Below are 14,160 nucleotides of genomic sequence, written 5' to 3' on the forward strand. Positions count from 1 at the left end.
CGCAAGAACGAAATCTGGAATTGGATTCCCACTATCCAGCGTGTGATCAAGATTCCTCCTTCCATGATGCTCCAGCCCTGGATGGGCTCGGACTTCACAAATGATGATCTGGTGCGGGAATCGTCGATTGTCAATGATTACACGCAGAGCATTTTGGGGGAAGAAAAGGTAGACGGACGCCTCTGCTATAAGATCAAATTAACTCCCAAGCCGGAAGCCGGTGTGGTGTGGGGCAAGGTCATTCTCTGGATTTCAAAGGCGGGCTACCTTGAATTGAAAGCGGAATTCTTCGATGAAGACGGGAAATTGGTGAAGACCATGCTGGCCAGCCGGGTGCGGAAAATGGGAGGGCGTACCATTCCCACGCATCTGGAAATGATCCCCCAGAATAAACCGGGCCACAAGACCATTCTGGATTACCGGAAAATTAAATTCAATATTAAAATTCGTCCGTCGTTCTTCTCGGTTCAGAATATGAAACGTGTCCGTTAAGAAAGGTTCTTCTCAATGTATTTTGTTCTGAGCTGGCGAAATTTATGGCGAAACAAAAAGCGAACCCTGATTGCAGCCGCCTCTATTTTTTTTGCGGTTGTTCTGGCCATTGTGATGCGGTCGATGCAAAATGGATCCTACGCCTTTATGATCCGCTCATCCGTTAAGTTTTACACGGGGTATTTACAGGTTCAGGGCAAGGGCTATTGGGATAACCGCTCACTGAATAAAAGTATCGTGATCGATCAGAAGCGCAAGGAAACCATCGATCACATTCCGCACGTCACCGTAACCGTTCCGCGTTTGGAAGCGTTTGCTCTGGTCTCTTACGGATCGCTCACAAAGGTTGCCCAAATTGTGGGAATCGATCCCGTTGCTGAAAATGGTCTCACCGATTTGAAGAAACGGTTGATTCAGGGAACCTATCTCACGTCTTCTTCACAGGGCGTTCTTCTGGCACAGGGACTGGCACGGATGCTGAAGGTGGGTGTGGGAGATAGCCTTGTTATCTACGGACAGGGATATCATGGAATGATTGCGGCTGCTCGGCTGCCAATTGAAGGAATTGTAAAATTCCCCATTTCCGATTTGAATAATGGGATGGTCTATGTAACGCTCGCAAATGCACAGACCATTTTTTCAGCCCCGGGGCGAATTACCTCCTTAGCCATTATGATTGATAAACCCAAAAGTCAGGAAAGCGTCAGGAAAGCGCTTGTTTCTTTACTGGGAAAAGATTACACCATTATGACCTGGCAGGAAATGATGCCGGACCTTGTGCAAAGCATTGAGATGGATAATGCCAGCGGTCTGGTGATGCTGGTTATTCTTTACCTGGTGATTGCGTTTGGGATTTTTGGTACGATTATGATGATGACCACGGAACGCTCAAGGGAATTTGGAATATTGATTTCGGTGGGAATGAAACGCACAAAGTTGATTCTGGTCACAGCCATTGAAACACTCATGCTGGCCTTTTTGGGGGCGCTTTCCGGCGCATTGATCAGTGTTCCGATCGTGGCGTATTTCTTTCATCATCCCATTCCCATTACGGGCAGTGCGGCGCAGGCATTTGATCGGCTGGGGTTGGAACCCGTTTTCCACTTCAGTCAGGACCCGATGCTCTTTTTTCATCAGGCCATCGTCGTGTTTATCGTTGCCCTGACGACGGAATTGTATCCGCTTGTTTTTATCAGAAAACTTGATCTTGTAAAAGCCGTACGGGATTAGGACAAAGGAGAACCAGGAATGCTGTTTTCGCTGGCCTGGAAAAATATTTGGCGCAATAAAAAACGCAGTCTGATTATAATTGCGGCCATTGGGCTGGGGCTCTGGGGGAGCCTTTTTGCAGGGGCCGTCTGGATGGGCTGGGGTGAATCAATGGTTGACAGCGCGATCGAACGGAATTTGGCTCACATTCAAATTCACCAGGCAGACTATCTTCAGGACAAGGTCATCACAAATTTTATTCCAGACGGGTTTCGGGTTCTCCGTAACAGCAGGCAGATTCCCGGTGTTCAGGCGGTTTCGGGCCGCACGCTCATTGAGGCCATGGCCGCCTCTCCGGTATCCACCTTTGGTGTAAAACTTGTGGGGATTGTTCCTGATCAGGCCCGGCAGGTGACGGATATTTACAAGCGCCTGATCAGCGGAAATTATTTTGAATCCGCGGCTCTGAATCCGGTGGTCATTGGCAAAAAATTGGCGGACCGATTGAATTTGAAAGTAAAATCGAAGCTTGTCCTGAGCTTTCAGGGATTGGATGGAACGCTCAACTATGTAGGGTGCCGAATCATTGGAATTTACAAAACGGAGTCCAGTTTTTTTGACGAATCCCACGTGTTCATGAAACAGAGTGATCTCTTTCGATTGCTGAACACGTCTCCGATCCTTCACGAAATTGCCATTCGAACCGCGAATTCGCAGATTGTGCCCGAAGTGTACAAGCGTGTCAAAGCTCGTTTTCCCGACCTCTCGGTGAAAACGTGGAAAGAACTGGCCCCCGAGATTGCCATCACCTCTGCGGCAATGGAGAGTTTTACGTACATGTTCATCATAATTATTCTCTTTGCTCTTCTTTTCGGAATTACCAATACGATGTTAATGGCGGTGATAGAGCGCTTTCGGGAATTGGGGGTGCTTATCGCGGTCGGGATGAAACAGGGGCGGGTTTTCACAATGATATTGCTGGAAACCGTTATGCTTTCGCTGACCGGGGGAATGGTTGGGTTTCTGCTGGGGGCAGGGACAATTGCGTACACCACACAGAAGGGCATTGATTTTTCGGCCTTCGCTTCGGGTCTGGCAAGCTTTGGTGCCAGTACCATTGTACATCCGGTTTTACCCTTGGGAATGTACATCGCATTGCCTGTTATGATTGTGGTTACGGCCTGTATTTCAGCCGTTTTGCCTGCCTGGAAGGCGATCCACATTCAACCGGCGGAAGCGGTTCGAACCTATTAAAAAAGGGATTCCATCTCTTTCGAAGATGGAATCCCTGATATGGCACCAAGATAATGAACAGGCTTAAGCCGAACCAAGCGGTCTATTCGGAAATGTATTTGCTGTAAATGGCCTTATGCTCCGGGTCCAGTGAGATAAGCAAATTAAAGACGGTCTTGTTCCCCGTATCCTTGAAAATATCCGTTATTTCCTGCGAGTGACTTTTAATAAACTGTCTGGCAATTTGATCCTGGGGGTCCTCTTCCAGAGCCTTTGCAATGAGCTGAAGCCCCTTCTGACATTGCTGGCGCATGATTTTCGGATTCTCCTTCTCGTAGGAAAGTCCAAGGAAATAGGCGTCGATGCCCGTGCGAAAAATCTTATGGGGTTCGCCCAGAATTTTCTTGATTAAATCCTGACGGTAATCCCAGCCCTCCGGAAAACGGCCGAATTGTCCTTGATGGGCAATATCCTGGGCGATGGCAAAATAGGGGGTGCCGGCCAATTTGCCCAATTTGTCGAATTCGCCTCCCAGCACGATGTAGACATAAAAATCAACCAGGCTGGTCAGCGGATTAAAAACATTTTCCTGATGGTAAAAGGCATCTCCCGGAGAGTAATTAAAGCGCCATCGCTTATCGAAAAACTGCTGGTCTGAATTGTTGGTGATTAAGAATTGTCCGGCGTAGCGATCCTCAAAGTTGGAGCTGATATCCTGTAAGAATATTTGAATGCTAATGTAGATATCACCGGCGTCCTGATCATCCGTCCATTCGTAATCATTAATGTAGGCCTGTAATTTTTCCTGCAGGTCTTTTAGCTTGTGACGGTGATCCATCGGAATCTTTTCAAGGTGAATTTTCACATCGGCATGAACCGCCTGGGCAGCGGCATTTGTGATCCATAAACCACCCGACAAAAAGAGAAGGGCCATGGCAATGGATGTCCATTTGAAAAATCTCATACATCCTCCTTAACTTCAGTCCAGTTTTTGTGAGAGCAAATTCTATTAAAACCGGATTTTGGTTTTTTTACGCCTGAAAAAAGAAATGGTTCGCACCCCAAATTCATAGAATAATTTAATATATTCTGGCGATTTGTCAAGGGTATAAATCGAAATTAATGAAAAATAGCCAGGGGAAAGGGGGTTGTTCAATGCATTGGAAGGGGATTCTGCTGTTATTGGGTGTTTGGGCAGTTGTACCTGCCGCTCGGGCCTCTTTTACCAGTCAGCCGATTGGTGCCCGCCCTGTCGGAATGGGGCTGGCATTTGTGGCCGCTTCAGGAGACCCCAACGCCATTGTGTACAATTCGGCCGGGATGGCCTGGGGGAAAGGCCTGCAGGCCACAACCTTTTACAGCCGGCCTTTTGGTCTAAAAGAACTGGAAACGACCTTTGCCGCTTTGTCGTTTTCCGGAAAAAAATGGACGTTTGGGGCATCCTTCCAGCAATTTGGGTATTCCGCCTACCGCGAGCAAACGACCCGGATTGCGATTGCCCGGCAATTCGGAAAACGATTTATTTTTGGGGGCAGCCTTTTTTACGCCCGTTTGAAAATTGCAGGTTACGGAGAGGATGGCTGTCTCGGAGTGAATTTTGGGTATCTCTTTAAATGGTCGTCACACTGGCAATTCGGGGCAAGCATCCGAAATGCCACACATTCCGCCCTGAAGCGCGGGCACGAACCCCTTCCTCAGGTGCTGGATGCCGGATTGGAATACCGGCCGTTTTCCACATTTCGCTTCGCGTTTCAAATCAGTCAAGAAACCGGTTTTCCGCCATGTTTCCGATCAGGGATTGAGTGGACACTTGCAAAGCAGCTGATTTTGCGTTCCGGCTATTTGACGGAACCCGGCCGTTTTACGCTTGGTTGCGGTTTCTATTGGGGACCATTTCGCCTGGATTATGCCTGGGCGTCGCATCTTCTGCTGGGAGGAACCCATCATGTTTCGGTTGGAATTCAGTTCTGAACAGGGTGCTTCACCGCTTCTTTTAAACCGTATTTTGGGGGCCAAGAAAAATGAAACTTCTTTCCTGGAGATTTGCCGTTCTGATGGTCATGTTTGTTGAAGGGGGTATGTTCACCACCACCCTTGAGTCGATTGCCTGGGCACAGGAATCTTTTGAATTGGATCTGCTTCCCGGCGAAAACGAACGAAATCTTGATTTTTGGTACGAACAAATCGAAGCGGCGAGGCTCCATCCGATTTCCCTCAATTCCGCCTCAATTGATGAGCTGGAGCAAATCCCGGGGGTTCCGAAAAGGCTTGCCGAATTCCTAATCCGCTACCGGGACCAACACGGCCCCTTTCGGTCGAAATCAGAGGTCAGACAGGTGCTGCATCTTTCGGATGATGACTGGGCCTGGTTTTCAAAATTTATTTCGGTTAAGACGCAACACCCGCGAATGGGCGTTTGGCTGCGTTCCCGTTTCTCCGGCAAGAATTCAAGGCCTTTTCAGGGAGAAAAATTGCACAGCTACCAGCGTTTCCAATTTGCAGCGGATTTGCCCTTTTCCGGTGGGGTTTTACTGGAAAAGGATCCCCTTGAGGCCCGATGGACGGACCATGCGGCGGGCTACGTGCGCGCTAAAATTGGGCGGTCTGTGTCTCTGTTTATCGGGGATTTTTTCCCCGCATTTGGCCAGGGAATTTTGTTGAGTTTACCGTATTCGCTGGGCAAAAGTGTGTCTCCTGCCGAAATCCTGAAAATCCATCCCGGCCGAGTCCGCGGTGATGTTTCTGCTATTGAGGATCATTTTTTCCGGGGATTGGCGGGGTCCGTGACCCTCAAAATTCTGACACTGTACGCATTTCGGGCCCGAAATGCCTGGGATGGCCGGATTGATTCCCTTTCGGGAATTGGAACCCTGGAAGCACCCGTTGTTCACGTAGGTTCCCATTTGAATCAGAAAAACCGTATTCACGAAACAGTTACGGGAGTCCATCTTGAATCCGGTTGGAGAAAGCTTTCGGCAGGTGTCACGGTCCTTCACTCAGCGTTTTCTTGCCCGGTCGTCGGGTTAAAGAATGATGTGCCGTTCGGATCGCTTCGTTATTTGGGAGGCGATTTCCGCGCCTCTTACCGAATATTACAAATAGCCGGAGAATGGGCCCATTTGGCCGGAAGAGGACGGTCCTTTCTTGTAGGCGGAATACTTGAAACCCGTCCGATGACCTGGGTCGTGGCCGTAAGAAATTACGGCGAGCAGTTCTGGAATCCCCACGGATTTGTTTTTGGCGAACAAGGAATTCCACAGAACGAAAAGGGTTGGTATGCGGGTTTTGTACTAAAGCCTCGTTCCCGCACACAAATTCGGTCGTTTTTAGACCTGTTTTTAGTGCCTCAAATAAATAGAGCCGTAACTCCGTCTCCATCCGGAAAGGAATGGGGCTTTCGTTGGCAGGCGTTGGCAGGAAAAGTGGGCATCGGCTCTCCGGACCTATTTTGTAATTTCCTTTAAAGAAAAAACAAAGGCCATGCGGATTGTAAAGAACGGTTGGGATGTGAGAACTGTTTTGGCCCCCCAAAAGCGTACCCGAATTCAGTTGGTCTGGTGGCTGCATCCCGACAAACGCTGGACGACAAAGGGCCAGATTCAGGCGGTACAGGTACGATGGATATCCCCTGATGCGGAATGGACAGGGGTTCAAAGGGGCTACCTGCTTTCGGAAGAAATGGCCTGTACCTTCCATGCCGGAAGCCGTCTTTCTGCGGGCTGGACGCTTTTCAATACGGGCAGCTACACCAGCCGGATGTATGCCTACGAGCCGGGTCTTCCGGGGGAGTTTTCGATCAAACTGTTTTACGGAAAGGGGTCGCGGGTCTGGGTTGGACTCCGATGGAATATTTTTTCGAAAGCCATTTTTTCTCTCAAATATTTTACGGAATACCGGCGTGAGAAACCCGGCGTGAATTATCGGATTGAGTCCAAAGAAACACCTCCTCAAAAGGGATTTGCCCTTCAACTGGATTTTCACAGCTGAATTGCAGTCTCTTTTCTCCTAACTGCCTTTGTGTTTTCGTGTCTTGGTGGCTATTACTGATTCAGAATAAAATGAACGTTGTATTTTGAAAGAGATTTTAGTAATTTATGATATCGAAAGAACCCGATCCGAAATGATTGAATTTTTCTGCTTTCCTTTTTTACAATTTCTGAAGTTGGGACACTTAAACAAACCAAACACGAACGGCTTCTACGGGGCAGGCAATGGCCAAAGATAAAAAAAATATCACTTCCCTTTTTGCGAATGTTGTGTTTCCCATTCCGGTCGACCATGCCTTTTCGTACGAGGTGCCCGAAGATTTTCGGGACATTATACGCGTGGGAAGCCGGGTATTGGCCCCGTTCGGGCGCCGCAAATTGACCGGATTTGTGGTGGAGCTGACGTCCGAAATTGAATTTACGGAAGTTAAACCCATTGCCGACGTTCTGGACGACACCCCTATTTTTTCGCAAGAAATGCTCCAACTGGCTCGCTGGATTGCCGGCTATTACCTCTCCTCGTGGGGTGAAGTGCTGGAAGCCACGCTGCCCAAAGGCATTAATCTGGAGAGTAAACGGATCGTCCGGTTAGTGGGTGAGTGGCAGGTAGAACAGCTGAAATCTCTCCCGGATGTTTCGGACAATCAACGGAAAATTCTTCAGGCGCTTTTCAATAATGGGGCATTAAGTTTTCAGCAACTACGCCGCAAAATCGGGTCGCAAAATCTCTCCTACAATCTAACGCAGCTTCAAAAAAAAGGCTACATTTCCGTTCAGGAAATCGTTTCCCGGGCTAAAACCCGCGAGCGGACGATGAATTTCATTCAACTTGCGCCGGATTGGCTTACGTCCCACAACCTGGACGACGAGATTACCGGTTTTATGCTGAAACATTCCCGTCAGGCGGAAATCCTAAAAATCCTGAGGGATTTTCCGGAGGGATTATTCCAGGTGGATTTGCTGAAACAAGCGCAGATCAGCCTTTCCGGTTTAAAAAGCCTGTTGCGCAAGGGGATCATCACGGTTTCGCAAAGGGAGGTTTTTCGCGACTACTATCAGCATGTGCAGCCGGAAACGCCGGAATCCATCACCCTGAACAAAGACCAGCGTCGGGCACTTGATGAAATTGAATCCCACATTCAAAAGGGGACGTTCCAGACCTTTTTGCTATTCGGGGTTACGGGAAGCGGAAAAACACAGGTTTACATGGAGGCCATTGCAAAGGTATTGAGCCTGGGGAAAACGGCTATTGTGCTGGTACCGGAAATTTCACTCACACCACAAACGGTAAAACGCTTTAAGGATTTTTTTGGGAATGATGTGGCGGTGCTTCACAGCCGGATGTCTTCAGGAGAACGGTATGATTCCTGGCGGAGGATTCAGCGCGGCGACTTTCATATTGTCATTGGCCCGCGTTCAGCGGTCTTTGCGCCGCTTAAGAACATTGGCCTGATCGTTGTGGATGAAGAACAGGAAGCCACCTACAAGCAATACGACATGGCTCCCCGATATCATGCCCGGGATGTGGCGATTGTTCGGGCAAAAATGAATAATGCTCTGGTTATTTTGGGGTCGGCCACACCCAGCGTAGAAAGCTTTTTTAATGCGGAACACAAGAAATATGCTCTTTTGTCGCTTCCGGGGCGGGTAGAGGATATTCCCATGCCTGAGGTAGAGATTGTGGACATGTCGAAGGAGCATCAGAAACGAAAACACGGCGAACCCACCGTTTTTTCCTCCCGGCTGCTGGAAAAAATTGCCGAAAAATTAACGCTTCGTGAGCAGGTGATTCTGCTTCAAAACAGACGGGGCTTTTCCACCTACATTGTGTGCCAGGACTGCGGGTATATTGAAAAGTGCATTCACTGTGACATTACCCTGACCTACCACCGGGAAGGCAACAAGCTGATGTGTCACTATTGCAACTACCAAAAAGCGGCGCCTGAGGTGTGCCCGAACTGCGGCGGGGTTAACATCCGCTACAGCGGGGTGGGCACACAGCGCGTAGAGGATGAGCTGAACTATTTTTTCCCAAAGGCGCGTATTGTTCGGATGGATATGGATACCACGGGTAAAAAAGGCGCTCATGATCAAATTTTAAGGGATTTCAGCCGGGGGCTTTACGATATTCTCCTGGGAACACAGATGGTGGCCAAGGGCCTGGATTTCCCCCGGGTGACCCTGGTGGGTGTGATTTCCGCTGACACCACCCTGCTGATTCCGGACTACCGCGCCTCCGAGCGCACCTTTCAGCTGCTCACACAGGTGGCCGGCCGGGCCGGGCGGAAGGATAAGCAGGGAGAGGTTATTATTCAGACTTACGCCCCCAAAAACCACAGCATTTTATTTGCCCAGAAGCATGACTATTTGCGCTTTTATGTCAGTGAGATTAATCAAAGAAAAGAGCTGTTGTATCCACCCTTTGGAAAATTAATTGAAGTGGAGTTTCGCGGGCCAGATGAAAAAGCGGTTAGCGGCTACGCCAGCCGTTTTGTTTCCCTGCTAAACGTACGGAGTGATTTTTACCAGGTCTTGGGGCCTTCCCCTGCTCCGCTGGCCAAAATTCAGGGGAACTATCGCTATCACATAATTCTGAAAAATGACCGCAAAAGGGATGCTACCGGCAAGAAATTGCGCGAGGAGGTTAAGGCCGCCTTTTCGAGCTTTAAAAAGCGCTACCGTCCCAAAGATGTCAAAATTACGATTGATGTGGATCCGATCGACCTCTGGTAACACACTGTGTTCTGTACCCGCACCCTTTACGGGTGCGTTGGTGGTTGCGCAGGCGTAAAGCCTGCGGCTACGCGGTATGGTGGGAGAGGGTGAAAATGACTGCCGTGTTCTGTAGCCGCATCCTTTACGGGTGCGCTTGTTTACCTGTGATCCGTACGAATTCTGCTTGATATTTTGAATAGCTTTTTTTATATTAATTTTAACCATGCCATTTTTTGCTAACCCATTAAATTTTTTTGGGATTGCAGTCGATACATAAGAGGCAAATTCCCAAGAAAGGTTAGCTTAATTAAATAGGTTCTTTTTATGCGATATGGCTTCATTGCAGATGTTCACGGAAATTTGGAAGCCCTGACCGCAGTCCTGGACGATCTCCGGGATCGGAATATAGATGAGATCATATGTCTGGGGGACAGTGTAGGTTACGGCCCGGATCCAAATGCTTGTGTCGCCCTCATTCGGGAAAATACCCGGTATGCGTTATTGGGGAATCACGATTCGGCGGCGATCGGAAAAACAACCCTTCAATATTTTAATCTTTATGCCCGTCAGGCGATCGAATGGACGCGCGAAATTCTGGATGCGGATTCGTATTCTTATTTATCATCGCTGCCCTTGAAGATTATTATTGATGACATGACACTTGTGCATTCAACACCCAAACACCCCGAAGAATGGAATTATTTATTCGACACACGGGATGCTATTGAAAATTTTAACTACTTTCGAACCCGGCTGTGTTTCATTGGACATTCCCATCGGCCCGTGGCTTTTTTTCACGAAGGCGAGCGCTACTGGATTTCTTATGATCCGACACTTTTAATCAGGCCAAAGATGCGGGGCATTATTAACGTAGGGAGCGTAGGACAGCCGCGAGACGGTGATCCGCGTGCGTGCTACGGAATTTACGATGAGGAAGACGGTGAATTTCAGTACATTCGGGTTCCTTACGATGTTGAAAAAACGCAGGCAAAAATGCGAAAAGCCGGGTTACCGGATTATTTGATCCACAGGCTTTTTGTGGGCAGATAGAACATCCACTAATGAAGCAGGAGATCACGATGATTCCCATGAACGAGAAATCCACCCCTGAAAAAACAATTATTCTTTCGGAAGAGCAATTTTGGGCCATTTCAAAATTGATCTCTTCGCTTAAGGGGAAATTGAATTCTCGATTGGTTGTTTTCGGGGACATGGATGGGCAGCTTATTTCGAAAGACGGGGAAATCCCCGGATTAGATACCACCGTGTTTACCGCGCTTATGGCCGGTGATTTTTCGGCAACCAAAGAGATGGCCCGGATCATGGGATCGAAAAATGAATTCAAACTTCACTACCACGAAGGCAGCCATCAGCACCTGTATATTGCGGCTGTTGGCGGACAATTCTTCCTGGCCGTTATTTTTGATCCCTCCGTTACTTTGGGAATGGTACGTATCTTTACAAAAAAGACGATCGAAAAAATCAATAAAATTATCGAAACTCAACCGGCAGAAGAGGAACAGATTACGCAAATGATTGACTCAGAATTTAAGTCGCTTGTAAAAGATGACTTGAATAAGATTCTGGGATAAGCCTGGCAAACAATGTTCATTAATTGGGCAAAACGCGAGATTTCCATTAAAATCGTTTACTATGGTCCCGGATTGAGTGGCAAAACGACCAATCTTGAATATATCTACTCAAAAATTGATCCTTCCCACCGCGGCGAAATGGTTTCACTCAAAACAAAAGACGACCGAACTCTTTTTTTTGATTTTATGGAATTCAAACTGGGTAATATTAAGGGGAAAATTCCCCGCTTTCGCCTGTACACCGTTCCGGGGCAGCGTTTTTATGCCTCCAGCCGGAAGATTATCCTGAGCGGTGCCGATGGGATTGTTTTTGTGGCCGATTCCCAGCGGAGCCGCCTTCGTGAAAATATGGACGCACTGCTCGATCTTGAAAAAAATTTCATCCTTGAGGGCCGGACACTCGCGAATGTTCCGTACGTAATTCAATATAACAAACGGGATCTGGATCAAATCCTTCCCGTTGGATTGTTGCAAAAAAAACTGAACTTTCTGAATGCACCCCATTTTGAAGCGGTTGCCAATAAGGGAGTGGGTGTGGTTGAAACCCTAAAAATGATGATTCAATTAGTGATTGAGGATATTGAACACAAGCTTCGCGCCTAACCGGATCCCCAAAAAGAGCGCTCAATGAATTGAGAGGACGGAGGAATGATTAAAAAAAAGATTTCAAACGGCTCATTTCAGCAGATTATTGAAGAGGAATTTGTCAAGGTGATGAACCTGGGCAATTTCGAAAGCGTGTATCTGTTTTCCGATGAGGGTTTGCCGATTATTGAACTCTGCGGAAGGGGGGTTATTACCGGTGACGATGCCTCGCAGATGGTGCTCCAGACGAAGGGAATACTGGAGACGCTTAATGAAGAGGACACCCAACCCGGCGTCAAAGAAGTGCTCTTTTACATGGAGGATCGCAGAAAAGTGGATATTCGTTATTTTCGTGCGCTGGGCCAGCAGGTGGCTCTTGCTTTGGTAGTTCCTCCCGGAAAATCCTACCGCTCGCACGCCAATCGGATGATCCGTTTCCTGAGTCGTATTGAAGCCGACGTGTAAGGAAGATATTTTCATGGAAAACGCGCGTTCCTCCCCTTCATTCCGCCAGATTTTCTCATGGGCGATTTACGATTTTGCCAACACCATTTTCTCGATGAATGTGGTGACCATGTATTTTTCGCTCTGGATTACGGTAAATTTGGCGCGGGAGGATTTCTGGGTAAGTGCCGGAAATTCCGCTTCGATGCTGCTGGTGGCGCTTTCGCTGCCGGTTTTGGGCGCCATCTCCGACAGCGTCGGGCGGCGCATTCCCTATCTCTTCATTTTTACCCTCGGGTCGGTTTTGGGAACCGCACTTATCGGAATGGTGAGCTACTGGGTGCCAAATGAGATGTGGCAGCTTGCTTTTGCTGTCCTTTGTTTTATTATCGCCAATTACGCGTTTCAGGGGGCCCTGGTGTTTTACAATGCCCTTCTGCCGCAAATTTCCACCCCGCGCACAATAGGCCGCATTTCGGGGCTGGGCGTGTCGATGGGGTATCTGGGAGCCATTATCGGACTCCTGATGGTGATGCCGTTTGCCCAGGGCGAGATAACCTTTCTCCATCTGGACATTCCGTTTTTACAAAAAGATTGGCAGCAGGTGCAACTGATTGAAGCGGCATCTTTGCAAACTCAGGCAGCCTTTCTCGACACCTCTATTGATAAAAATGCCAATTACAAATACAAGCTCGTTCCTCAATCGTCAAATGGCCGCGCAATAACCGGTTGGGAATTGAGCAGCAAGGACACGGTCATAGAGAACCAGCACACCGCTAAGCGTGCCATCCGGGTTCGTTTACCAAACGGAAAAAAATGGGGCGCGGGTTCTCTGGTGCTTTTGCGAAAGGAAAGCGGTTGGGGGAGGCGGGGAACGTTTATTCCAACAGCCGTTCTGTTTTTCCTGTTTTCGCTCCCCACGTTTATTTTTATTCGGGAAAAGGTGACCCCGCATCCCGGCGGCCGGGTGAGCGTGAGAGAAGCCATTTCCCGCGTGAAGGACGGCATTATGAATACCCGGAAATATCCGGGGGTTCTTAGATTTTTGCTGGCCAAATTCTTTTACGAAGAAGGGATTCAAACCGCTATTATTTTTATGGCCGTTTATGCGGTTAAGGTGATGGGATTTCCAAATGAAAAAATCATTCTCTTTTTTATGGTCACTACCACGGCCGCAGCTATCGGATCTCTTCTTTTTGGCTACATTACGGACCGGCTCAATCCGAAGCCCACATTGATGATCGTCATTTCCGGCTGGGTGTTAAGTTTAATGGCGATTATTCTGACCACCAACACCACTGTTTTCTGGATGATTGGAAGTGTGATTGGCATTTTAATGGGTTCCACCTGGACAGCGGCCCGCCCGCTTCTGGTTACACTGGTTCCCCCGGAAATGTTGGCCGAATTTTTTGGTCTCTATTCGTTGTCGGGTAAAGTGGCAGCCATCTTCGGTCCGCTGGTCTGGGGAGGGACGGTGCTTCTTCTGAAGCCTTACGGCGATGTCGTTCGTTACAAGGGTGCTGTGTTTTCGCTGGCTCTGATGATGCTTCTGGGGTTGTTCCTTCTCTGGAAAGTTCCGGCCAAAACATTTGAAAAACAAAAATCATTTGGTGAATAGCCTGTAAAGGAGAACAGATGGAACGGATAGGCATCTTCCCGTTTGGGAAAGAAGTGCAAAGAGTTGAACAGGTGGAGCGTTCTTTCAAGAAAATATTTGTGTTGGGTGTGTATGCCAGTGCAGTTCATGCACGGTGGGTGGATAAAGAAAGCAAAACAGTAGTTAAAGCTCTTGCTGTTGCGAGTGAGCCGTACATTTTCTGGCGAGGTGAAAACACTGAAGAAATTATTAGCACGATACAAATTCCGTATCAGTTGGGAAAACTTTTACCAGCCGATAAAAAATT

At 48.2% G+C, this 14,160-nt stretch carries 14 protein-coding genes; 13 read left to right on the forward strand and 1 reads right to left on the reverse strand.

Annotated features, from left to right (window positions below; genetic code table 11):
• From GXO76_12170 to GXO76_12180, 3 genes are all read left to right on the forward strand, one after another.
• On the forward strand, window positions 1-492 hold a 492-nt coding region (locus GXO76_12170), incomplete at its 5' end, for an outer membrane lipoprotein-sorting protein (protein ID NOY78615.1).
• 15 nt (window positions 493-507) lie between these two features.
• Entirely contained in the window at window positions 508-1,722 is a 1,215-nt protein-coding gene (locus GXO76_12175; GenBank protein NOY78616.1) for an ABC transporter permease, read from the forward strand.
• 18 nt (window positions 1,723-1,740) lie between these two features.
• Window positions 1,741-2,955 (forward strand): ABC transporter permease, encoded by a 1,215-nt coding sequence (locus GXO76_12180; GenBank protein NOY78617.1) that lies wholly within the window; start codon window positions 1,741-1,743, stop codon window positions 2,953-2,955.
• An 82-nt stretch (window positions 2,956-3,037) separates the two neighbouring features.
• On the opposite strand, the gene GXO76_12185 is transcribed toward GXO76_12180, so the two are convergent.
• Complete coding sequence (locus tag GXO76_12185) at window positions 3,038-3,898, reverse strand: DUF4835 family protein (protein ID NOY78618.1); 861 nt, start codon at window positions 3,896-3,898, stop codon at window positions 3,038-3,040.
• A gap of 191 nt (window positions 3,899-4,089) precedes the next feature.
• Here GXO76_12185 and GXO76_12190 point away from each other — a divergent pair, with 191 nt between their 5' ends.
• The 10 genes from GXO76_12190 to GXO76_12235 all read left to right on the forward strand — a co-directional run.
• Complete coding sequence (locus tag GXO76_12190) at window positions 4,090-4,905, forward strand: hypothetical protein (GenBank protein ID NOY78619.1); 816 nt, start codon at window positions 4,090-4,092, stop codon at window positions 4,903-4,905.
• A gap of 50 nt (window positions 4,906-4,955) precedes the next feature.
• A complete protein-coding gene (locus GXO76_12195) occupies window positions 4,956-6,398 on the forward strand; it encodes a helix-hairpin-helix domain-containing protein (protein NOY78620.1) in 1,443 nt (480 codons plus the stop codon).
• A gap of 16 nt (window positions 6,399-6,414) precedes the next feature.
• Complete coding sequence (locus GXO76_12200; GenBank protein NOY78621.1) at window positions 6,415-6,921, forward strand: hypothetical protein; 507 nt, start codon at window positions 6,415-6,417, stop codon at window positions 6,919-6,921.
• Between the two features lie 224 nt (window positions 6,922-7,145).
• The gene (gene priA, locus GXO76_12205) at window positions 7,146-9,653 is read left to right on the forward strand and encodes a primosomal protein N' (GenBank protein ID NOY78622.1); all 2,508 of its coding nucleotides are present in this window, start codon (window positions 7,146-7,148) and stop codon (window positions 9,651-9,653) included.
• A gap of 306 nt (window positions 9,654-9,959) precedes the next feature.
• Window positions 9,960-10,685, forward strand: coding sequence for a metallophosphoesterase family protein (locus GXO76_12210; GenBank protein NOY78623.1), 726 nt, complete (start codon window positions 9,960-9,962; stop codon window positions 10,683-10,685).
• Window positions 10,686-10,714: 29 nt separating this feature from the next.
• Complete coding sequence (locus tag GXO76_12215) at window positions 10,715-11,227, forward strand: hypothetical protein (GenBank protein NOY78624.1); 513 nt, start codon at window positions 10,715-10,717, stop codon at window positions 11,225-11,227.
• A gap of 12 nt (window positions 11,228-11,239) precedes the next feature.
• A complete protein-coding gene (locus GXO76_12220) occupies window positions 11,240-11,830 on the forward strand; it encodes a gliding-motility protein MglA (GenBank protein NOY78625.1) in 591 nt (196 codons plus the stop codon).
• A gap of 45 nt (window positions 11,831-11,875) precedes the next feature.
• Window positions 11,876-12,277: a hypothetical protein gene (locus tag GXO76_12225; protein ID NOY78626.1), complete on the forward strand. Its 402-nt coding sequence runs from the start codon at window positions 11,876-11,878 to the stop codon at window positions 12,275-12,277.
• Between the two features lie 13 nt (window positions 12,278-12,290).
• Window positions 12,291-13,874 (forward strand): MFS transporter, encoded by a 1,584-nt coding sequence (locus GXO76_12230; protein ID NOY78627.1) that lies wholly within the window; start codon window positions 12,291-12,293, stop codon window positions 13,872-13,874.
• 17 nt (window positions 13,875-13,891) lie between these two features.
• On the forward strand, window positions 13,892-14,160 hold a 269-nt coding region (locus GXO76_12235), incomplete at its 3' end, for a hypothetical protein (protein NOY78628.1).

This window comes from Calditrichota bacterium (assembly GCA_013151735.1).
GTDB lineage: Bacteria > Zhuqueibacterota > JdFR-76 > JdFR-76 > BMS3Abin05 > BMS3Abin05.

Coding starts and splice junctions, on each gene's coding strand:
- priA (NOY78622.1), top strand. CDS start 7,146: ATGGCCAAAGATAAAAAAAATATCACTTCCCTTTTTGCGAATGTTGTG.
- GXO76_12175 (NOY78616.1), top strand. CDS start 508: ATGTATTTTGTTCTGAGCTGGCGAAATTTATGGCGAAACAAAAAGCGA.
- GXO76_12200 (NOY78621.1), top strand. CDS start 6,415: ATGCGGATTGTAAAGAACGGTTGGGATGTGAGAACTGTTTTGGCCCCC.
- GXO76_12180 (NOY78617.1), top strand. CDS start 1,741: ATGCTGTTTTCGCTGGCCTGGAAAAATATTTGGCGCAATAAAAAACGC.
- GXO76_12210 (NOY78623.1), top strand. CDS start 9,960: ATGCGATATGGCTTCATTGCAGATGTTCACGGAAATTTGGAAGCCCTG.
- GXO76_12215 (NOY78624.1), top strand. CDS start 10,715: ATGATTCCCATGAACGAGAAATCCACCCCTGAAAAAACAATTATTCTT.
- GXO76_12230 (NOY78627.1), top strand. CDS start 12,291: ATGGAAAACGCGCGTTCCTCCCCTTCATTCCGCCAGATTTTCTCATGG.
- GXO76_12185 (NOY78618.1), bottom strand. CDS start 3,898: ATGAGATTTTTCAAATGGACATCCATTGCCATGGCCCTTCTCTTTTTG.
- GXO76_12225 (NOY78626.1), top strand. CDS start 11,876: ATGATTAAAAAAAAGATTTCAAACGGCTCATTTCAGCAGATTATTGAA.
- GXO76_12220 (NOY78625.1), top strand. CDS start 11,240: ATGTTCATTAATTGGGCAAAACGCGAGATTTCCATTAAAATCGTTTAC.
- GXO76_12190 (NOY78619.1), top strand. CDS start 4,090: ATGCATTGGAAGGGGATTCTGCTGTTATTGGGTGTTTGGGCAGTTGTA.
- GXO76_12195 (NOY78620.1), top strand. CDS start 4,956: ATGAAACTTCTTTCCTGGAGATTTGCCGTTCTGATGGTCATGTTTGTT.